At 54.5% G+C, this 22,694-nt stretch carries 15 protein-coding genes; 8 read left to right on the top strand and 7 right to left on the bottom strand.

The window, feature by feature from the left end:
- Positions 1–35: 35 nt before the first annotated feature.
- The gene (locus PJI16_03610) at positions 36–4,481 is read right to left on the bottom strand and encodes a DEAD/DEAH box helicase (protein MDT3776644.1); all 4,446 of its coding nucleotides are present in this window, start codon (positions 4,479–4,481) and stop codon (positions 36–38) included.
- Positions 4,482–4,728: 247 nt separating this feature from the next.
- Complete coding sequence (locus PJI16_03605) at positions 4,729–6,162, bottom strand: SDR family oxidoreductase (GenBank protein MDT3776643.1); 1,434 nt, start codon at positions 6,160–6,162, stop codon at positions 4,729–4,731.
- A gap of 341 nt (positions 6,163–6,503) precedes the next feature.
- Between PJI16_03605 and fdhD the strand changes: the two genes are divergently transcribed.
- Both fdhD and PJI16_03595 read left to right on the top strand, forming a co-directional pair.
- Positions 6,504–7,481 (top strand): formate dehydrogenase accessory sulfurtransferase FdhD, encoded by a 978-nt coding sequence (fdhD, locus tag PJI16_03600; GenBank protein ID MDT3776642.1) that lies wholly within the window; start codon positions 6,504–6,506, stop codon positions 7,479–7,481.
- Positions 7,396–9,753 carry an FdhF/YdeP family oxidoreductase gene (locus tag PJI16_03595; protein MDT3776641.1) on the top strand — a complete coding sequence of 786 codons (2,358 nt, stop codon included), beginning with the start codon at positions 7,396–7,398 and terminating at the stop codon, positions 9,751–9,753. The genes fdhD and PJI16_03595 overlap by 86 nt, the downstream gene beginning before the upstream one ends.
- A 533-nt stretch (positions 9,754–10,286) precedes the next feature.
- Here the strand turns inward: PJI16_03595 and PJI16_03590 are convergent.
- Complete coding sequence (locus PJI16_03590) at positions 10,287–10,805, bottom strand: DUF1499 domain-containing protein (GenBank protein ID MDT3776640.1); 519 nt, start codon at positions 10,803–10,805, stop codon at positions 10,287–10,289.
- 11 nt (positions 10,806–10,816) lie between these two features.
- Positions 10,817–11,332 carry a hemerythrin domain-containing protein gene (locus PJI16_03585; GenBank protein ID MDT3776639.1) on the bottom strand — a complete coding sequence of 172 codons (516 nt, stop codon included), beginning with the start codon at positions 11,330–11,332 and terminating at the stop codon, positions 10,817–10,819.
- Between the two features lie 319 nt (positions 11,333–11,651).
- On the opposite strand from PJI16_03585, the gene PJI16_03580 reads away from it, so the two are divergent.
- Positions 11,652–11,894: a hypothetical protein gene (locus PJI16_03580; protein MDT3776638.1), complete on the top strand. Its 243-nt coding sequence runs from the start codon at positions 11,652–11,654 to the stop codon at positions 11,892–11,894.
- 150 nt (positions 11,895–12,044) lie between these two features.
- Here the strand turns inward: PJI16_03580 and PJI16_03575 are convergent, their stop codons facing one another.
- Positions 12,045–13,412: a sodium:alanine symporter family protein gene (locus tag PJI16_03575; GenBank protein MDT3776637.1), complete on the bottom strand. Its 1,368-nt coding sequence runs from the start codon at positions 13,410–13,412 to the stop codon at positions 12,045–12,047.
- A 1,063-nt stretch (positions 13,413–14,475) separates the two neighbouring features.
- Between PJI16_03575 and pgm the strand changes: the two genes are divergently transcribed.
- The 3 genes from pgm to PJI16_03560 all read left to right on the top strand — a co-directional run bounded on the left by pgm (position 14,476) and on the right by PJI16_03560 (position 17,973).
- On the top strand, positions 14,476–16,125 hold the full coding sequence (gene pgm / locus PJI16_03570; protein MDT3776636.1) for a phosphoglucomutase (alpha-D-glucose-1,6-bisphosphate-dependent): 1,650 nt from the start codon (positions 14,476–14,478) through the stop codon (positions 16,123–16,125).
- 70 nt (positions 16,126–16,195) lie between these two features.
- Positions 16,196–16,372: a hypothetical protein gene (locus tag PJI16_03565; protein MDT3776635.1), complete on the top strand. Its 177-nt coding sequence runs from the start codon at positions 16,196–16,198 to the stop codon at positions 16,370–16,372.
- 446 nt (positions 16,373–16,818) lie between these two features.
- Positions 16,819–17,973, top strand: a complete 1,155-nt coding sequence (locus PJI16_03560) for an NnrS family protein (GenBank protein ID MDT3776634.1) — start codon at positions 16,819–16,821, stop codon at positions 17,971–17,973.
- A 77-nt stretch (positions 17,974–18,050) separates the two neighbouring features.
- On the opposite strand, the gene PJI16_03555 is transcribed toward PJI16_03560, so the two are convergent.
- Positions 18,051–19,307 (bottom strand): IS4 family transposase, encoded by a 1,257-nt coding sequence (locus PJI16_03555; GenBank protein ID MDT3776633.1) that lies wholly within the window; start codon positions 19,305–19,307, stop codon positions 18,051–18,053.
- Between the two features lie 88 nt (positions 19,308–19,395).
- Positions 19,396–19,728 carry a hypothetical protein gene (locus PJI16_03550; GenBank protein ID MDT3776632.1) on the bottom strand — a complete coding sequence of 111 codons (333 nt, stop codon included), beginning with the start codon at positions 19,726–19,728 and terminating at the stop codon, positions 19,396–19,398.
- 517 nt (positions 19,729–20,245) lie between these two features.
- On the opposite strand from PJI16_03550, the gene PJI16_03545 reads away from it, so the two are divergent.
- Positions 20,246–21,082 (top strand): hypothetical protein, encoded by an 837-nt coding sequence (locus tag PJI16_03545; GenBank protein ID MDT3776631.1) that lies wholly within the window; start codon positions 20,246–20,248, stop codon positions 21,080–21,082.
- Between the two features lie 754 nt (positions 21,083–21,836).
- Positions 21,837–22,676: a DUF5677 domain-containing protein gene (locus PJI16_03540; protein MDT3776630.1), complete on the top strand. Its 840-nt coding sequence runs from the start codon at positions 21,837–21,839 to the stop codon at positions 22,674–22,676.
- The last annotated feature ends 18 nt before the right edge of the window (positions 22,677–22,694 follow it).

Here is a 22,694-nt window from a genome sequence, read left to right as displayed (position 1 = left end):
TTTCTGACCTGTTCGGTTTGTCACAACAGGTTCGATCAAGCCAGACTGACGACTGAGGCGGTATCGACAGCCGTCACACCATTACGGAAAAAAATCAGCTTGGATGTGTGAGCGGAGATCCGTTCGCCCGGCAAGATGATGCCGACCAGATTTAACAGATCGGCGGCGGACAGGCGAATCTCTTGTGCTCCGACTTGGACATCACGGCGAACCGCCCGTAACGATTCCACTGCCTCCGGCAGTGCGAACTGTTCTCCCGTAAAACCGGTCACAAACCGGCCACCCCGCATCTCACCCCGCCATTCTAGTTTTCGATACTGCACCAGCAGTTCACGCCAGGTCACCGGCAACGATTCCCGTTTGAGCAGATCGCGAAAGACCACGCCATAACGATGCGCCAATTGCCTGGCCCACTGCTCATGCGGGTGCAGACAAACCGACTGGACCTCATGATCGGCGACATGATCACCCTGGAACAGATCCCAACGCCCGACGCTGTGACCCGGACGGCGCGCGCGATCCCTGCCCTCGGCTCGCCGCCGCCGAGGATCAAGCAGGGCTCGCAGGGGATCAAACCCGTCAGCGGTCACCAACCCTGCTGCCACCAATTCCCATAAGGCCTGTTCCACTTCGGCGGCCAGATGTCCCGTTCGACCGGTCAGATCCGTGAAAAAACATGCGCCACGACGATCCAGACAATCCAAGACGGCTTGTGCCACCCCACTCAAATTCAGGCGGACGCCAAGCGGTCCTGCAGATGCTTCAGGTTTGGCCACCGCCAAAACCCAACTCACGTCCTGTCGTCGCAAAAAACTAATGGGAGCCAGCCTGGTTGGAGTCAGGGGCCGAAATGCCGCAACCGACACTCCAGCGTCCAGTACAAAGTCTCCTGTCCTCTGTCCTGATGCTACGACAGACAAGCGCGCGGCCTTACTTTCCGGAGGGGTCAGACGTCCCCAGACTACTTCCCCGCGCAGGCACAAATTATCAAGCCATTCAGGTTTGTAATCAGCCAGGCGGGCTTTGAGGAGGGAATGTTCCCACGCCGAAGCCGGCGCTTCAAATCCTGCCAACTGGTGAATCACTTCACGTAGCCCGGCTTCCCCGTGTAATTGTGTTCCGGGTGCGCAATGCTGCCAGCGAAAGAGAAAGCGCATAAAATCCGACGCGGCGACCGGTTCAATTTCCCGGCGTAAAGCCGTCACCGTTCGCCGATGAATGCGCGCCAGAAGACTGCGGTCACACCATTCCTCTTCGAAGGCCTGTTGGGGATTCCTCTGTTCTTCTCCTGTCGAAGAACAAGTCGATGCCTCAAGGCGGGAAGAGGGACGGAAATGGCCTCGAAGAATCTGGCCTTCTCCTTCCAACTGCAAGAGAGCCTGCTGCACCAGTGCTGTAGGAATGCTCAATTTTCCCGCCAATTCGCCAGCGGTCACCGGACCGATATGCGGCATCCAGCCTTGCACCACATCCCGCGCGGCAGAATCTGCCGTGACCGATTCTTTGTCCACAGACAGGGACAGTGAATCCTGCAGACCGGCAATCACGTGTGCCCTCGGGAACAAGGCCTGAAGACGCGTCAGATGTACTCTGGTGGTCCAACCCTCAACCGGCTCCCTTTCCGAAGATCCCTCAATGGGCACCCTCAGCACCAGTAGGCGGCCATGCGACAGTAATGAATCGCCGTACTCCTGCCACGGCTCACCCAACACCAATGGCAACCATCCCAGAACCTGAAGCACATCGAACAATTCATCAGCATCACGAACCAATGGCCAGGCTTCATCAATCACCGCCTCAATCGCGGCACCATCCAATGTCCCAATGTTTCCATCGAAGCTGGCGGGTGACGTTCGTCGAAGATTCACGGCGCGCGCGCGTCGTTCTTCGAGCGGCGCATCATCCAGAAATGCATAGGGGTTGGCATTCAAAATTTCATGCGCAAAGAGAGAGGGCACCGGCGATTCCACCACCCGCACCTGAATCTCCTGATTCTCGATCCGCTCAAGCACCTGGCGCAGGCCCACAAGGTCCATGGCCTCCGTCAAACAGTCGTGCAGCGTTTCCTGAACCAACTGGTGATCCGGCACCTGAATATCTCCAACGTGATTATCGCCACAGGCCGCCGCCATCGGAAATGCCGCCGCCAATAAATCTTCCGCCCGCATGCGTTGAAGATGCACCGGCACACGTTTACCGTGTTGAAACCGTAACAGCGCCAACGCACGGGTCACATTCCATCGCCAGCGTGTGAGAAAAAGCGGAGTCGCCAACGTGGCTTGGATGAGCACGTCTCGCACGGTATTGTGATGCACAAACCCAAAGATGGCCTCCAGTGGAAAACTATGCTGCTCACCAAGCGACAGCACCAACCCGTCATCGGTCGCGGCCGCCTGCAATTCAAAATCAAAATTCACGCAAAATCGTTTGCGTAATGCCAGCCCCCATGCGCGGTTGAGCCTGCCACCAAACGGCGCATGCAGCACCAGTTGCATCCCCCCGGCCTCATCAAAAAACCGTTCCGCAATCACACAGGTCTGCGTCGGCACACCTCCGAGAATCTGTGTGCCCCCGGCCACATAGGCCAACAATTGATCGGCACCCGCCGCATCCACTCCGCATTCTTCATATAACCAATGCCGCGGGGTTTCATCTCCGGGAACAAAACCCTGTTCAAGCAAATGAAAGATCTGCTCTCGCACCTCCGCCACCGCCTGAGATAAGGCAAACGATCGGGAAGGCGCTTCACCCCGCCAAAAAGGAATGGTGGGCGGGGCGCCATGCGCATCTTCCACACGGACTTTTCCGGTTTCAATTCCCCGAATGCGCCAGGAGGTCGTGCCCAGCAACATAATATCTCCAGCCAGACTCTCAATCGCAAAATCTTCGTCCACCGTTCCCACCACGGTTCCATCCGGTTCCGCCACAACCTGATAGGTCGCCGTTTCAGGAATCGCTCCCCCGGAAGTCAACGCAGCCAACCGGCTTCCACGTTTTGGCCGAAGCCGGCCTTCAGAACGGTCATAACTGATCAACGCATACAACCGTCTGCGCCCCGGCACAAATCCTTCGGCAACCAATTGCAGCAAGGACTCAAAGCTCTTCCACGTGAACTCCCGGTACGGATAGGCTGACCGGCACAAGGCAAACAGATCCCGCGCATCCCATTCCTGCGCCGCGACCTCGGCAATGATCTGTTGAATCAGAATATCCAGCGGGGCAGATGGAATCTCAATGGTTTCCAATTGACCCTGCCGAATCGCACGGACCACCGCCGCGCATTCCACTAATTCATCCCGGGTCGTACAAAACAGTCGTCCCTGTGGAACCGCTCCCACCTGATGCCCTGCGCGTCCCACTCGCTGAAGACAGGTGGCAATCGCGCGAGGTGATCCGATCTGGCACACCACATCAATACACCCGATATCGATCCCCAACTCCAATGACGCGGTCGCCACCATCACCTTAATCTGCCCCGTCTTCAGTCGTTCTTCCGCATCCAAACGGAGTTTCCGTGACAAACTGCCATGGTGGGACGCCACCTGATTTTCGCCTAAGCGTTCTTCCAGATGATGCGCTACCCGTTCGGCCATCCGGCGCGTATTCACAAACACCAGGGTCGAACGATGCGGCCCGGCGATGTCGGCAATTCGATCATAAATCTCCGACCAAATGGCATTCGTGGCGATTGCGCCCAATTCATCTTTCGGTACTTCCACCTGCAGATCCAACTGCCGGCGATGGCCGACATCCACGATGTGACAATGCGTTGAATCAAAGAGGGAAGGTTGTTGCGCCTTCGCGCGATGAGCCGATTCACCCAAGAGAAATTGCGCGACCCTTTCCAATGGTCGCTGTGTGGCGGACAGACCGATGCGTACCAACCGCCGGGAGGTCACGGCATCCAACCGCTCAAGAGACAGCGCCAGATGGGCGCCACGTTTATTCGGTGCGAGAGCATGAATTTCATCAACAATCACCGTATGCACACCGGTCAGGAGTTCCCGGCTCCGTTTGGCCGTCACCAGAAGAAACAACGATTCCGGCGTCGTCACCAAAATATGGGGCGGATGCTTGAGCTGTTGCTGCCTTTGCGCAGCGGGCGTATCCCCGGTTCGGACCTCCACCCGAATTCTCGGTCCCAAAAATCCGGCAGACAGAGCCAGCTCGCTAATCTCAGCTAACGGGAGTTCTAAATTTTTGTGAATGTCATGACTCAACGCCCGTAGCGGCGACACGTAGATAACCTGAATGCCATCCTCCAACTCCCCGGTAATCGCCTGTCGCAATAAATGGTCGATGCATGTGAGAAAAGCTGCCAGCGTTTTCCCGGAGCCGGTGGGTGCAGAAATCAGCGCATGCTGTCCGGAATGAATGGCTGGCCAACTGGCTCGCTGCACATCAGTCGGTGCACCAAGTCTGGTCGTAAACCATTCTTGAACAACCGGATGAAACGATTGAAGCGGCGGAGTATTGCTCATGGCCTCAAGTGGTGGACTTCACATGTTGAGTGGAAGGGAAAATCTATTGTACCTAGGCCTTTACAGCAAGAACAAACACGGTCAAGTCGAACGAAATTTGAAAGTGAGCGCACAGCCCTTCCTTAAGATGAGATGTACAGCTTCTGCTATTCTTTAACTGAAGCGAACCATAAGCTCGCCAGGTCTATTCCACTCAGGGGTCCACTAATCCTTCCCTGATCCAGGGCCTCGTAAACAGTCTTATCTTTCAGTCCTGTCGCTGCGCTTCGCGGGCGATCCCTCTTATCATTCCGCGAAACACCAGTTCATGCACAGGCCACATCCCATACCAATACACCAAACCTCCTAGACCAATCGGATCGAAACTGGCTGTTTGCGTGATCTTCGAGCCGGCGCCTTCAGGTTCCACGAGAAACTCAAGCCAGGCACGTCCGGGCAATTTCATTTCGGCAAAGAGCCGGAGACGCCTCCCCGGCTCGATGGCCTCCACCCGCCACCAATCCACCACGTCCCCCACCCGCAAGGCTTCCGGATCCCGCCGACCACGGCGACGACCCACGCCCCCTACCAAGAGATCCAACCACCCACGAAGGGTCCATAGCCAGTTACCGTAATACCAGCCGGTACTCCCGCCGATTCGTTGAATAGGGCGAAACGCGTCAGCCGGCGGAACAGGCACATGCCGTCTGCGCACATCCACTAACCGGTTACCAAATCGCACACCGCCATATTGACGGGCTCCTCCGCCTACAGAGTTTGCATCCGACCATCGTGACTCCGCCAATTTCGATTCTTCGTTCCGTAACGCCTGCGCGATGGCATCGCGCACACTGATGGGCTCGATCGCAAACACCCGTCGCGCGGAGTCATCGCGAACCACCGTGGGATACCGGATACTTTGAATGAGTTTGCGCCCAACACGCGCATACAACGGCGTCACGAGTCCAAGCCACAGGCTGGATAATCGTGGCGTGAGAACCGGCACAGGCACCATGAGCCGACGCAGTTGTCGCTGCCGGGCATATTCCCGCATCAAATCCCCGTACGACACCACATCGAGACCGCCAATCTCCAGAACCAGGCTGTTCGTCAGCGGCAGGTCAAGCGCTCCGGTCAAATAGGCCAGCACATCATCGATTGCGATCGGTTGGGCAGGGACATGAACCCAGCGTGGCGTCAACATCACCGGCAACCGTTCCACCAACGCCCGGATCATCTCAAAAGACAAGCTGCCGGAGCCAAGAACGATGGAGGCCCGAAATTCCACGACCGGCACACCGGATTGCCGAAGAATTTCTCCCACCTCATGCCGGCTTCGCAGATGAGGAGACAATGTTTCCCGGTCATCGCCCAAACCGCCAAGGTAAATGAGGCGTCCCACACCAGCCGCGCGCGCAGCCTGGCCGAAATTGTCCGCAGCCTCACGATCCGCAGCCTCGAAACTTCCTGACTCCCCCATGGAATGCACCAGGTAGTAGGCCACTTCCACTCCACACATGGCGGTCGCCAAGGTGGCCGGATCAAGCACATCACCGGCGACGACCTCTGTGCCGGGACCAACCCTGGACTGCAAAAACTCCGGTCGCCGGGCAAGGCACCGCACCTGCCGGCCATGCTGCTCCAGCCGATGCAGCAGTCTCCCGCCCACATATCCTGTCGCTCCCGTCAGCAGTATTTTCATATGTCACCTCTTGAGCATTCCCTATCGTATCAGGAAATCTGTCGTCTCAAGAGAAGAAGTGTACAGCAGCCGCACAATATAGCCATCAAAAACCTCAAACCGGGGTAAGTGTGACCGAAGACGAAATGATTCATGGCCTGACGAGGTCCGTCCATTCTCTCAGGGTCCATTGTCGATGATAGGGACGACCATGCAATCGAGACCTGGAATTCTCCGCATCAGGTCTTCTTTGACCACGAAGAAATTCTGCCGTGCATAAGAGTAATGAAGGGAGCTATAATAACAAGATCTACAGTGACACCAATGGCGCCTAGCCATTCAACGATAAAGAGGTTGGGAGCATGGCAACCAAACTCTATCCGACGCAGGGCACGACCTTTTTCGCCGATTCCTCCCGCCCGGTTGCACACGCCAGAGCAGACCAGTTAGCAATTGAAGAACCGCTTGAAATTCGGCTGGAGTATTGGGCCGACGGCCAGGCTTATTGGAAAAGTATCTCGATTACCATGCGCACTCCCGGCCACGATTCGGAACTGGCCGCAGGATTTCTGTTCACCGAAGGCATCATTACTGAATGGAACGACATCAAACAGATTCGACCATGTGGACCAATCGTCGAGGGGCAGAACTTTCAGAATATCGTGCGGGTAAAGCTGCACTCCAGCGTGTCGGTGAAAACCGCGACGATGGACCGGAATTTTTATACGACTTCCAGTTGCGGGATCTGCGGCAAAACTTCCATCGAGGCCCTTAAAATCAACAATCCATTTGGCCAAAACATTAAAATGCTGACTTCCCCTTCCGTCACACAAAACATGCTATTCTGTTTGCCGGAACGCATGGCCGCGCAGCAACAGCTCTTTAAGCAAACGGGGGGCTGTCATGCTTCAGCCTTGTTCGATGAACAGGGCACGTTGCTCTGTCTGCGGGAAGATGTCGGACGGCACAATGCCCTGGATAAAGTTCTAGGGTGGGCCTTGATGAATAACCGTCTTCCCCTGCATCGCCATGTGGTGCTGGTAAGCGGGCGGGCCAGCTTCGAACTCATGCAGAAATCCTCTATGGGCGGCATCCCGTTTGTCGCCGCCGTGGGCGCACCCTCCACGCTGGCGGTGCAGATGGCAGAAGAATTCAACATGACCCTGGTGGGGTTTTTAGACCATCAACGCATGACGGTCTATCACGACTTCGGACGAATTCAAGCCCACCAGGCTCCACAACCAGAGGACAAAGGTGGACGAACAACGCGACATACCGGAAGCCCCGTCAACCCCGCCGTGGAACATCCCGATCGAAGATGGCCACGGCCTTCAACTTGACGCGCCCTCCACGTGCGCCGGCGGCATCCCCGCCATTCTCACTTCCCTCAAACATACCACGCACGAACTGGGTTTCATGCGCGGTGGCCAGGCCCTCCTCAAGGTCAATCAGAAGCAAGGATTTGATTGCCCGGGTTGTGGCTGGCCCGATCCTGATGGTGCGCGGGCCATCACCGAGTTTTGTGAAAACGGCGTCAAAGCCGTCGCCCATGAAGCCACCAACACCGTCATCACCAAAGAATTTTTCCAACGATATTCCCTGGAGCAACTGGGCAGGGAATCGGATCACTGGCTTGGACAGCAGGGACGCCTCATCCGCCCGATGATCAAACGGGGCGAAGATACGCATTATCATCCCGTCTCCTGGGCCACGGCATTTGACACCATCGCCGGGCACCTCAATGCCCTCGACGATCCCAACGAAGCCGTCTTCTATACATCGGGTCGTACCAGCAACGAAGCCGCATTTCTCTATCAACTTTTCGCGCGACTCTATGGCACCAACAATCTGCCCGATTCCTCCAACATGTGCCACGAATCCAGCAGCGTGGCGTTAAAAGAAGTTATCGGCATCGGCAAAGCCACCGTCACGCTCGACGATTTCGACAAGGCCGACGCCATCTTCATTCTTGGACAAAATCCCGGCACCAACCATCCGCGTATGCTCGCCACGCTTCAACAGGCCGCCCGGCGAGGCTGTCAGATTGTCAGCATCAACCCGCTTCCCGAAGCCGGCACCACCCGGTTCATTCATCCCCGGGAAGTCACTAGCTGGCTGGGCCAGGGAACCCCGATCGCCACGCTCTTTCTCCCCGTCAAAATCAACGGCGACGTCCCCCTGCTCAAAGGCATCATGAAGGAACTGCTCATGAGGGAAGAAAAGAATCCTGGCTCCATTCTCGACCTTTCGTTCATACAGGAATACACCGAAGGCTTTGACAACTTCGCCACCATTACACGAAACATCGCATGGGAGAAAATTGAGGAAGGCAGCGGCATTGCCAGAGAGGACATTCAGAAGGCCGCCGATATTGCGGAACAGGCCAAGAGTATCATCTGCACCTGGGCCATGGGCATGACCCAACATAAAAACGCCGTGGCCAACATGCAGGAAATCATTAACTTCCTCCTACTGCGTGGCAACATCGGCAAACCAGGTGCAGGCCCCTGCCCCGTCCGTGGGCATAGCAATGTGCAAGGCGATCGCACCATGGGCATCACCGAGAACCCCTCTCCGGAATTTCTGGATCGCCTCGAAAAGGCCTGTCACTTTCAGCCACCCACCAAAAGAGGCCATGACGCGGTGCGAGGCATCAAGGCCATGCATGCCGGAAAGGCCAAGGTCTTCATGGCTCTCGGCGGAAACTTTCTTTCGGCCACACCGGATACGGCCTATACCGCGCAGGCGCTTTCCCGCTGCCGGCTCACCGTCCACATCTCCACCAAACTCAATCGGGCTCATCTGGTCACCGGAACCGAGGCTCTAATCCTTCCGGCCCTGGGACGCACCGACAAGGACCTTCAAGATGACATCCCCCAATATGTCACCACGGAAAACACCATGGGTATCGTCCAGACCTCACAGGGCCGACTTGAGCCGGTATCCGAGTTTCTCAAAAGTGAAGTCGATATCGTCGCCAGCCTCGCGAAGGCCACCTTCACCAACAAAGAAGGACCAGGGAACCACATCAACTGGGACGAACTCATCCACGATTACGATGCCATTCGCCATCTCATCAGCCAGGTCGTCCCCGGACATGAGCACTATACCGAACGCGTCAACAAACCAGGGGGGTTCTACCTCGCCAATCCGATCCGTGATGCTCGGCAATTTCCCACTCCATCCGGTAAAGCCCGGTTCACCGTCCACCCGATGCCGGGCATTCACCTGGCACCCGATCAATTGCTCATGATGACCATCCGCAGCCACGATCAATACAACACCACCATCTATGGATTGGATGACCGGTACCGTGGCATCAAAGCCGGCCGACGGGTGGTGTTCATGAATGAGCAGGATATGGAAGAACGAAAATTTGCCAAAGGCGACGCAGTGGACATCATCAGCCATCACAAAGGTCAAACGCGATTAGCCTCACACTTTGTCGTGGTCCCTTACCCCATTCCCCGGACCTGTGTGGCAACCTATTTCCCCGAAGCCAACGTGCTCATCCCCATCGACAGCGTCGCCGACAAGAGCAACACTCCCACCTCAAAATCCATCGTCGTCACCATCCACCCCACCACGTACACTCCTCCTTCCCATACTTAAATAAACGGTCAAAAAGATAGAAGCACTTCGAAATGTTGTCATCCTGAGACCTCCGAAGGATCCGGCTCAGCCTGAAACGGCTCCCGAGGGATGACAACACCTGTTGTCCGGTGATGGCCGGCGGAAATGGGGAAGGGGAGAGCCAAAAGAAAGAGCCGGTCGACAGATGGATGCGGCTATGCCTTGGCTAGATCCTTCGTTTCACTCAAGATGACAATGAATTTGTTTAATGGGAGTGCTGAATAATAATAATTTCCAAGGGCAAATTGACCTCCAGGCACATTGTCTATCAGAGGTCTCGGCGGCGGTTCAAAAAAGTTCGTCCAGCCCTGCCCTGAGTCATGCCGATGGGAAGGCCAGAGGCATTTTTGCGCGCAGAGCGTACTTCCAGTACGTGAGCACGGAAAAATGGCGAGAACGGCGCTGGCGGCTTTTTTCAACTGCCCCTTAATGCATGTTTGGGAGATATGGCATTGAGGACCCATACGGGCTTTATGCTGAGGTTGCAGAATATTGCATACTTATTGCTATTGCTATAGCTTGCCATTCAGGATTTGTCGCACATCTTCCATTCGCTTTCGGTTGACCCCGAAATCGTAGTAGCCGCTGCGAGCGGCTGAACGGAAGTGAATGGTTTTTGTGGCCTCATCCAGCCACAACTCGACATCGTCCACAAAACCAAAGAGAAAACTTTTGACTTCGTACTGAAGATAATCCTCCTCTTCCCTCACCAATTCCGTGCGAGGAAATTGAGCGAAAATGTGCTTCAGCTCGGCTTTGGCTTCCTCCAATGATGCTTGATATCGATAGGGTGCAATCGCATGGCTTTCCGCCACAGCCATTGTGGAAACACAGTTGGGCCTGTCCGGGCATGAGAATGTCCTCCCACTCACGATCAACTCCTCCCCTAGTGCTCCCTGTGCAATGGCTACCGCCGGAATCAGGCACAGAAGCATTATTCTGAGTGGCAACCATGCCGTCACCCGGCATGATTGCCTCCCGATCAATGGACTGTTGAAGTTTTTGTTTGACATGCGGTTGAGCGCACGCATGTGTGCTTTTCCTATTTCTTTTTCCGCGCTTTCGAGTTCGTGCTTGCGCCATTGGAAGACAACCCCGCCTTCTCCATGAGTTGGTTTTTCCGTTTCATCACCTGCTGGTGGAGACCGTCCCAGTCGATATCCCGCTTTTCTGCCTTGGGCAGCATCTCTTCCTCTTCTTCTTGAATATGATGTTTGCAGAGTTCGCCGAGCACCGTCACTTTCGCATCATAGCGTTGGTCACCCGGCTTCATTTTTTTCAGTTCCCCGATGACGCCATGCACAACATGGTGCTCTTCGATGGCCTCATCCATCAGGTCTTCGTCATTCATTTTCGAGCGAACGGCCGGATAGATAATCTTTTCCTCCAACTCCGCATGAATTTCAAGCTCCGTTACCACCATGTCGACGATCTCTTGCTTCTCCCGGGCATTATCCGTCTTTTCAAATTTCCTAAAAAGCCCTTTGACTTTTTTGTGGTCTTTGCGAAGCATGTCGGTGACTTGTGCTGCCTGAGCTTTCTGAGTTTTTGTGACCATAAACAATTTCTCCTTATCCTTATTAGGAATATTATGAATACATCTTTCGCCCAATCTTTCTTATTGATCTATATCAGGAGAATGTCATTCGCCCAATGTATAAAACGGATGAGGTTGACGACCTTTTGTTCAAGAGCCTGTGGGATATCTGAACCCCAGAGAGCATGTGTGTTTGGGAGGCGCGGGACTCTTTTGTCTGCATGGAGTGGTTTATTGGGGAGAATCGCGTTTTTCCATCTCCTTTCAGGCTCCATAAAATTTCCATGTCAGGATTGAGAATACATTCACAATCAACACCCTGTTTGTCTATACTGTACGGATGGCACTTCCTTCCGATTTATCATTTTCCGATTCGCTCAAGAGTGACCGACGCCAGGCTTTCTACGAACAACACAAGCGTATCGCCCTGGCCATGATTTTGATCGTGTTTTTGCTTCCCCTGATCGGGGTGTTCATGAGCGGACTGTCCGGAGCCATCTCAGGGGTCGTGATTTCCGTATTGTCTTTTTACCTGGCACCCTACGCCCTATTGAAATTGGGGCACTGGTTTGTCCATTCCTGAGACCCGATCTACCCTGGCAGCCTGTGGTGAACACAGGTACCAACCCTCAACCCTACAGACAAAATTCAGAAGAGTCGGTGGCGGGAAGGATCCGCACACGGATTGTCGATCGGCCGGCTTGATGGGGGTATTCACTTTTCCTTCCCCGCATTACACGGGAGGAGGAGTAGAACGCGAAGAATCAGCCCCCAACTTTTGCAGGTTAAAATAGCGTACTGTTTCCTGTTTAATAATCTTTGCCAGGAGCAGCAACCCGATGAGATTCGGAATGGCCATCAAGCCGTTCATGATATCGGACACATTCCACACCAGTTCCAACCTGGATGTGGCGCCGAGCAGGACGACCCCGACAAAGATCACGCGGTAATACACGATTGCCCTCGTCCCCATCAGATACTCAATGGCTTTCTCACCATAATAATTCCAGCCGATCAAGGTCGAATAGGCAAACAGCGTGATGGAACACGTGACAATGAGTTCTCCCGTGTGACCAAGGGTTTCCCCGAAGCTGGCGCTGGTGAGTTGAGCCGGATCGATACCTTGAGTCCATGGAGTCGCGGTCAGGATGACCAACGCCGTCATACTGCAGACCACCAGCGTATCGATAAAGGTCTGGGTCATGCTGACGAGGGCCTGTCTGACCGGATCGTCGGTGCGTGCGGCGGCAGCGGCAATAGGCGCAGACCCCAGGCCCGATTCATTCGAAAATACGCCTCTTGCCAACCCGTAGCGCATGGCGGCAGCCATCGTGGCGCCGGCAAACCCGCCTCCGGCCGCAATCGGGTTCCACGCGTGATAAACAATACTAGCCAAGGCCTGCGGGATTTCCGTCACATGCAGGACCAGGACAACCAGGGCTGATGACACATACCCCACAATCATGAATGGCACCAATACGGAGGTAAACCGGCCAATGGATGTGATGCCGCCCAATATCACAAGGCCGGTCAGGCTCATTAATACCACCCCGGTAATCCAGGGCGGGATCTGAAAGGTCGACTCAACAATCCCGGCCACGGCATTGGCCTGTGTCATATTGCCGATGCCAAATGCCGCACAGGCTGTGAATACAGCGAAGAGCCACCCTAACCATGGCAGCCCGGCACCCTTGGCCAGGTAATACATGGGCCCGCCACGCATCCCGTATTGGCCCTGCTCACGATATTTCACCGCCAGCACGGCTTCGCCATATTTGGTCGCCATGCCCACCAGACCGGTCATCCACATCCAAAAGACAGCTCCGGGCCCCCCGAGCGTGATGGCGGCTGCCACGCCGACAATATTTCCGATACCCACGGTGGCTGATAAGGCGGTCATGAGCGCGGCAAAATGGCTGATGTCGCCATTGGCACTCGGCTCTTTGTGAAACACTAACTTCAGCGCATGCGGCAGGACACGAAACTGCAGGCCTTTTAGCAGAATGGTCAGATACAACCCGGTGCCGACCAACAGGATCAACATGGGCGGACCCCACACCCAACCGGCTACGGTCGACACGAAGGATTCAAGGGAGTCCATACGGCATTATTTCCCGGTAGAAGAAAAAGCAGGAGGGTGACGGTATAGCACCGCTTATTTTACCAATGAGGTGCATTGTGTAAACAAATATGATGTGATTGGTTCTGCAACGGCTCTTCAAGAAAAGGAGCGTCAGTCATTCAAAGTGAAAATCTCACTTCATCAATCGGACCTACAACGAACGCCCTAACCAGGCAAGACCCTTTCCAACTTGTCATGCTGAGCCCATGGCAAAGCATCTGTGCCCAGGTTGACGATGCGGAAGCTCGGCGAGATCCTTCGGTGCACCCTGACCTGTGTTTTGCCGAATGGGTCAGGGTAACAACGTTCATAGGATATCGGGATGTAAGGTATGGTCAGAACTGGCACATCAACAATTTTCTCCCGTCGAATTCATTAAGGGCTGGCGAAAAGGTTGGAAACGAACAAGAATGGGAATAGTTTTGAGATGATTGAGCACCATCACCCCTTTGACTCCTCGTGATTGGCAGCCATCACATAAAAAGCCTTGATTTTTGAGGTCGGCAAAATTCAGACCATGGCCAAAAACACTCATCCCCAAATTTTGTGTATAACCTGGTGAAAGCAGGCGTGAGCCGCATGTTTTTCTAAGGATTAAAAAGGAAACCAGCAGATTGCCACTGTTTTAGGCATTGTATAAAAAAAAATTTATACCACTACAGGGAGTGGTGTGGGTTTTTTGGCGTAGGCGTAAAGGTAGAAATCGTATTTTTTTCTTGACATGTGTCTCCACACCGATGCCCATTGATGTCCGTGGAAAAGATGCCGATGTCAATGATTTTCTTATCCACAGAATTTCTAAAAAAGTGTTGATAAGACTCAAATAAGAGCTGAGATCATGGAGCCTTCGTTGAGATTCCTGCCATGCCGAACAGGTCCCAAACAGAGTAGAAGGCCGCACCCGATTCTTTGACACGACCAGGTCGGCATGAGAAAGAATGAAGGCTTTGAATCCTTTGATAAATATCGGTAAGGTATGCCCCCTCCTCCTGAAAATCAGGAGATGTCACATTCATTCATCTCTGGACGCGGAGCGATCAACATGAAGGTCAGTGCCCTTGCAGGAGAGCCCACCCAACCATCCATGCTCGCTAACATCCCCCGGCTGGTCACCGCCTATTACACCGGTCAACCCGACCCGGCTGTGCCGGAACAACGCGTGGCCTTTGGCACATCGGGACACCGCGGCTCTTCATTAAAGAATTCGTTTAATGAAGCGCATATCCTGGCGACCACCCAGGCCATCTGCCTCTATCGACAGCAACAGCATATTGACGGGCCTCTCTTTTTAGGCATGGATACGCACGCGCTCTCCGAGCCGGCCCTGGCAAGCACGCTCGAAGTGCTCGCCGCTAATGGTGTGGTCGTGATGGTAGACCGCGACAACGGGTACACCCCGACCCCGGTCATTTCCCATGCCATCTTGACCTACAACCGTGATCGAAAAACGGGATTGGCCGATGGCATTGTGATCACGCCTTCGCACAATCCGCCGGAAGACGGTGGCTTCAAATATAACCCGCCCCATGGGGGGCCGGCTGATGGCGACGTCACCACGTGGATTGAGAAACAGGCGAACGCGTTACTGGCCGATGACCTGCGCGGGGTCCAACGCGTCTCGTATGAGAAAGCGCGCCGGGCCTCGACCACGCACAAGCATGATTATGTCGGCTCGTATGTTGGAGATCTTGGAGCCGTGATCGACATGGAGACCATTCGCGACGCCAAGCTATCTATTGGAGTAGATCCACTTGGCGGCGCAGGCGTGGACTATTGGGGACCTATTACCGAGCGGTACGGTTTCCCGGTTACCGTCGTACATGAAGGCGTGGATCCGACCTTTCGCTTCATGAATCTGGACTGGGATGGGAAGATTCGCATGGACTGTTCCTCGCCCTATGCCATGGCCGGACTGATTGCCTTAAAAGATCGTTTCGATATCGCCTTCGCCAACGATACCGACCATGATCGTCATGGAATCGTCACGCGTACGGCGGGCCTGATGAATCCCAACCATTATCTCGCAGTCGCTATTTCCTATCTGTTTACGCAACGCTCCGGCTGGCGGAAAGATGCCGCCGTCGGGAAGACGGTCGTGAGTAGCAGCATGATCGATCGGGTGGCCGCCAAATTGGGACGGCGTCTCGTGGAAGTCCCGGTAGGCTTCAAATGGTTTGTGGACGGGCTGCTTGACGGGTCCGTCGGGTTTGGGGGAGAAGAAAGTGCCGGCGCATCCTTTTTGCGTCATGACGGAACCGTGTGGACGACCGATAAAGACGGCATCATTCTAGATCTGTTAGCGGCAGAAATGTTGGCCAAAACAGGACGCGACCCAAGCCAACTCTACCTGGACCTCACCAAGGAGCTGGGCGTCCCCGTCTACCAGCGGATCGATGCCCCGGCCACACCCGCGCAGAAGGCCATTCTGAAAAAACTCGCACCCCAACAGATACAGGCAACGGAACTTGCCGGGGAAAAGATTACCGGCATTCTGACCTCGGCGCCGGGAACCGACAATGCCATTGGGGGACTAAAAGTTATGACGGAGAACGGATGGTTTGCCGCCCGCCCGTCTGGAACAGAAGATGTCTATAAAATTTATGCCGAGAGCTTCCGAGGCGACACACATCTCAAACAAATCCAGGAAGAGGCGCAAGCCCTGATTACCAAGGTCCTGGGAACGGCCTCTTAGTTAACGCAGAGTCGCGCACAGGAACTACAGTTTGGTACAGATTCCCAGGCTTCAGGCGTTGTCATTCTGAGTGAAACGAAGAATCTGGCCAAGCCGTGTCACCGTCAACCCGGCCACAGATCCTTCGCAAGGAGCTCAGGCTGACGATCTGGTGAGGAAAGCCCTGAGCCTCTCGACGGATTTGATTAATGTCGGCAGGGAATCACTCGAAGGCACGCACACATCCTGGAAAACCTTGTTATTCTGACCCATTCGGCAAGGCTCAGGGCAGGGTGCAACGAAGAATCTCGCTAAGCCATGTCACCATCAACATAGGCACAGATCCTTCGCCGAAGCGCTCACGATGACCACCTGATATGGGCCGCACAAAGGTATGACGTGTTCGTCCGATGTCTGGGTGATGACCGAGCAATGAAACACCAACGTCTCGGGGGATTTTGTCATTCTGAGTGCAACGAAGAATCTGGCTAAGCCGTAGCATCCTCAACCCGGGCACAGATCCTTCGCTGTTGGCTCAAGATGAACCCTAGTTTTCAATTATTGAAAAGTGAATATCCCTCTGCCTCTCACGATCCACGGTAGTACCATGCGAAAAAGTTGCAACCCAATCGATGTCATCCTGAGGGAACCGAAAAATCTGGCTGATCCATGCCCTCGTTACACTGGTCACAGATCCTTCGCCGTGGGCTCAGGATGACCCCTGCATTCTTTTCCTTCGGATTTCGACCGTTCTTCCTGAGCGCCGCCGTCTTTGCGGGCATAGCACTCCCGATCTGGGCCCTGATTCTTTCCGGAGCCGACAACACCCATTTCCTGTATGTCCCGCGAGAATGGCATGTGCATGAAATGATCTTCGGCTTCCTGCCTGCCGTGATCGCAGGGTTTCTCTTCACCGCCATGCCGAACTGGACGGACCGCCCTCCGATTAAAGAGATGCCCTTGATGATCCTGTGGGCATTGTGGCTGACAGGACGCCTGGTCATCGCCATCCCCTGGCCTCCAGCTTTGGTCTGCGCCATCATTGACGGCGCCTTTCTTGTTGCGCTGGCCATCATTGTCTGGCGGGAAATCGCGATAGGAAAAGCATGGGATCGTTCGCCGATCGGCCTGTTGATCAGTCTCTATGCAATTGCCAATCTGCTCTTCCACATGTCGGCTCTGAACGACTCCGCAACGGAACTTCCCGGGCGCATGGCGCTCTCGGTCATCATCCTGCTGTTGGCGCTGATCGGTGGGCGCGTCATTCCCAGTTTTACCCTTGATTATCTGAGCGAGCGCGGCATGCCCCAACAACCTGCGTCTTTTTCCCGTTTCGACGGCGTGTCGATCCTTCTTGCAGCGATTGCCGCTCTCGCCTGGACGGTTCAGCCAGAGGGCCTGGTGACCGGCTGGCTTTTGATGGCAGCGGGATTGGTGAATCTCATTCGTCTGTTGCGCTGGTACGGCTGGATCACCTGGCGTGAACCGTTGGTGCTCATCCTGCACGTGGGTTATGGGTGGTTGGCGATGTCGCTGCTTATCCTGGGTGCGGCGATTCTAGGGTTAGGGTTGCGCCAGGAGAATGCGGTCCACGTGCTCACGACCGGTGCCGTGGGTTCGATGACCCTGGCCATCATGACCCGCGCCAGCCTGGGTCATACGGGACGGGCACGGCATGCAGGTCCTATGACGGTCATGATCTACAGTCTCGTGAACCTGGGTGCAATTCTGCGGGTACTTGGTCCGACCACGGACTTTTCAACCTCTCTTGTGCTGGGCCTGTCGGCAATAGTCTGGAGCAGTGGCTATCTGCTGTTCGCTGTTGTGTATGGACCATTTCTTTTGCGCCCCAGCCTCGACGAGGAGTAAAGACACACTTCGCAAAACCTTACTTTGGTGTCAACGTGATGTTCGGTGTTGCCGGGTTTCGCCCCATAGCTGTTAAGCTAAGCCGGGCCCTTGCTGGGAGACAATTTGGGGTCGACTCGGGCTTCCAGCATCTCTAAGGTCGTCATTCGGGATCGTTGGGACTGTTTGGTACAGTGCCGGAGTAACGGCTCGAGTTCACGAATGAGGTGGGTCCTCCCTTGGCTGAACGAGATGATCAACTGCTGTGCGAGCTGAAAGGCTCGCTCCTGGAGTCGCTTGTACAACTTCTCGAGGCTGATCTCTTGTCCCGCGGTCAGCCACCGCGCTTGGTTGGCCCACGTATGAATACGATGGACCAATACCGCCGCAATCCATTTGCCATAGAGTTCACAGCGCACTCGATGTTCATTGCCGGTCGTCGAGTGGTGCACCTGAAGAATCGATTTGAATTGTTTGAACACCAACTCGATCTGCCAGCGCAGGCTATACAAGGCTCGCACTAGATCGAGGGGCAACCAGGCTTCAGGCACATTCGTGATGAAAAGCGTCCAGTCACACCACGTCAGAGTCGAGGTCCGAGCGGTCCGGCCTTGTTGCTGGGCGTGAGCCTTGACGCGCCGCCGCCGTTGCCGGGCTATCTGGGGACTCACGCGCAAGCACACGAGGCGGCAGGCAGGGGTTTGCTGAGGCCCCTGGCCCAGGCGCACCTGGATCTCCCGGGTCAGGACGGGCCCCTGGGTCAAGAAGCGGTCAAGCTCGAGGCGCGCGCCGGTCTGGGCCACTTCGACCGTGGTGCCCACCATGAACCGGGTTAAAAAATACGCGTCGCGGGTCATGATGGCGTTCAGGGTGCGCAGCTTGAAATAGCCTTGGTCCATAAGCACGAGATCCTGCCGGTTGAGGAGAGCGGGCAGCCGATCCGTGTAGCGATTATCCGGCACCGTCCCAGCGGTGGTCTCCAGGAAGATCAGTTCTCCCTGCTTGTAGTCATAGGCTACTTGGATCTTGCAATTAGCTGGGGAGGCATTACCGCCAGCCCCAGGCCAGACCTTCTGCAGCTTTGGGCTGACATCCCAACTCGAACTATCAACCAACAACACGCGGCCGAAAGGCCGCAGCAACATCGTGCGTATACCCGCCCCCTGGAACTTCTGGTGCAAGATCGTGTGCAAGCAGCGCTTGAGAAACTGAGCGGCAGAGGCCGTAAACCGCTGATGCAGGGCTTCCCGACTCATGCGGGCTTTCAGAGCCCCCACCATCCCCCCCAGCGAGGGATGCTTCATCCCGAATTGTCCTAGGGTCATCAGCACCAGGAAGTCATACGGCTGCAGCACGCCTTGGCGTTGAGCGAACCCCGTTTCCTTAGCCAGCCTATTGAGGCGTTTTTTTTAAACCCCTCCAAAACCCCGAACAGGGCGGCCCTCATGCTCGGCTCCCGAAGCCCTGGCAGCGAGCCAGCGCGACCTCAGCCTGGACCCAGTCGGTCGTCAACGTTTTCAAACGCTGATACCGTTTGAGCCGCCGCCGGACCTCCGCCAGATCCTTCTTGGGAATAAACAGGGTGGAACTCTTGCCGGCCAAGGTGAAGCTCAATTGATGGTAAGGCCCATGCTTCTTCGGCTCCTGAGGGTCTTTACACTGACACCCGGTCGTGCCGCAGACATTCCATTGGGTGCTCAGGCTCCCCGGCAGGACGGGGCCGAGGTCAATCAGCTGAGTCTTAATGCGTTGCAGGGTGCGTTCTTCTCGCGTCATGAGGACCTCCTGGTTAAACCGATAGCCTATATAATGCTATCGGTAATATAGCACAAAAAAAGCGCCAGGCCAGCGCTAGTTGAAAGTTTTCTGTCCCCTTAGCTTAACAGCTATGGGTTTCGCCCCGGCAGGCGAGGTCCTTTTGTTTCGGCAAAAGGACCCAAAACCATTGGCGCCCCGTCTGGCCTTATTGAAATGAAGGGACGCAGGAGGGCGGACCAACTCGCCAGGCTCAAACAAGGCCCGCCGGCAGATGAGAGCGTCCCTACTTGGGCCAGCCGGCAGGCGTCGGAACAGGGGAGATGAATGTCCACCAGATTTGGTCTCGCGAAAAGGCCGGGTCAACAACACAATCGACAAACTCAGGAGTCTTTTCGGAGTTATCCAACTTGACTCCATTCTTAAATTAACGAAGAATTCGCCTGTGCTATTCCAGTCCGGTTGATGGGCGGTGAGGCTAACTATGAAGGTTGCTAAGCCGATCCACCTAAAAATCATTAGGTTCATGGAAGGCTAAATGCGCCAGAATTATATAATAGAGTACAAGGCTGATCGGCAACTAAGGTCCTCCTTAGAATTAATGATGCTTCATATAGCAAAGACTGTATCTGACACGGGGTTAGTGAATTTTTCGTTCATTTTTATCCGTTTAGCCGATAGGGTTTTATATCATGCAACAAACGTATGGGAGCACTTCGAGCGTGATTTGCAAATACCAGCTGAAATCTTGCAACTCACCCCTAAGGGAGCTGAAATTCTAACGAGCGATGTGACCTCGAAATATGAAATAGAAGCATATCTTGGCGCGGCAAAGGCACTTTTCGAGGTCAACCTAATCGGTATAAACCATAAGAAAAATCTACTCGGGAAATGTTTTGTCGAAGAACAAGATATAGGGGAAGAACTAAGTGCGCAATTTGAAGTGAGCAAAGGTATATTCCATTGCGCTGCGAACAAAATACGAAATCACTCGTATCACGTCAATTCCCAATTCCGAGATGCAGGATACCATGCTTGGGTAAAACAGGTAGATACTAAGTATGTAGTCACAATCCCGAATATTTACGTTGATGAGCAAGGAGAGTCGATAGACCTAGCTAATACATTCGTTTCAACGCACCAAACCATTAAGCAATTGCTTGTCAATGTAAGAGATATTCTTCAACGTTACTATTTCGAAAAATACGCCCCGCCTATCAATAAAACAATTATTCCAATTAAATCACCCTTCGGCATTCTGTTCACTTCCCTTGGACCTGATGGATTTGAATTTCAGGATTTTCCAATCCCTGGTCAAAGTGAACCTGACACGTCCTTGCATTCCGACGCGGGAGAGCTACGGGGTGAAGGGTGACGTTAGAATACACATGGACATCCGTGACAAGTGTTCACGGTGTGGATGTGATCCTTCAGCAATCATACCTGGCGCCAGGCTGGGCCACACCGGGCACCTTTACAAGATGAATCAGAAATCCATCTTGGCCTTGGCCAAAAAAAATGTACGGGCAGTTTGGACAGCGCACTTGTGCACCGAACTTTCGTGACATCGTGATGATCTGTGATGCCGGGTTTCGCTCCGGCTGGCGAGGTCCTTTTCTTTCAGAAAAAGGACCCAAAATCAGTGACGCCCCGTCTGGCTTTATTAACATGTTGGGACGCAGGAGGGCGGACCAACTCGCCGGGCTCAAACAAGGCCCGCCAGCAGATGTGAGCGGCCCTCCGTTGGCCAACCGGCAGGCGTCAGATCAAAAAGGAAGAATGTTCACCAGTTTTTGCTCTAGCAATAAGGCCAGGTCATCCCCACTCTCGACACATTAAAGTACCTACTCGGAGCTATCCAGCTTGACTAATTCCGTCAATTAACCAAGAATCATTCTCGGTCATTCCAGTTGGGTATATGGGATTAGAGGGCTATGAAAGAAAATGTTTTGCCGTTTCGCATTAGATGCTGCAATTTAGCTTCTTAGGCGCCCCACATTGAGACGGCGACGAAAATGGTGTTGGGTTTAGAAAATTTAATGGCGTGTTATACGGACAGAATTTGGCGGATCGGAGCTTTATGCGGATTCGCTTAAACGTTATTATTGTTAGGCGGCGAGGGGTCCGATTTGACTGAACCCGAAAGCGACCCGTGGCTTGCACCAGCCCTCTCAGCGCGGCAGGAGCAGCACCGACAAGTACTCACGAAGGCTATTCGGCTCGCCCAAGACTTCGAAGCAACCTATCGACCTCGCCGTGTCGAGCGCCCTGGAGATCGTGAACTCCTGAGCTATGTCGCGTACGCACATCTCGTCCGTATAATAGAGCTCTGCCGAGGAGTTCTGGATCTTCGAGAAAGCCCAGTTCAGAATGTTCTCATGAGGGTTCTTTGTGAGACATTCATCAACCTCCAGTTCATTGAGTGTGAACCGGAGAAACGGATCGACCGTGCAAAGAACTTCCACGATTTCAGTGACGTGAATCGCTGGCGACTTCTACTAGAAATAGGCAGACGGTTCCCCCACATATTGCGGCAAGCTGGCAGGACCGACGCGGAACTCAAAACCGAACTCGATGTCCATCGAGACCGCTTCTCTCATAAAAGGAGCGATGGCTCCGATTACTGGGACTGGGAAGGGTTGGACTTGGTGGCACGGGTTGAAGCCTATGAGAAAGTTACGCGTGAGCAAGAAGCGGATCCCACTCGACCATTGCGCATTGTGGCTCTCTACCAGGAAACGAACCCATATGTACACTCGGGTATGCGGTCGCTCATGGACTCCCTCATCGCTGCGGACGGCGACGAAGTGATTCACCCACGGCTCATGTCGAAAGAACAAGAAATCAACTCCAGTTTGCTCGCTGCTGCCCTTATCGCAGATTTACTCGCCACCTATACGCGAATCCTCGACTGTTCGGACTTCGATGAGCGAATCGAGGCGATGCGGAAGGAGGTCCAGGCGCAATAGGTTGTCGTGGCTCGCAGT

This window comes from Nitrospira sp. MA-1, from assembly GCA_032139905.1.
Classification (GTDB): domain Bacteria; phylum Nitrospirota; class Nitrospiria; order Nitrospirales; family UBA8639; genus Nitrospira_E.
This window is presented reverse-complemented; position numbering and strand designations above follow the sequence as displayed.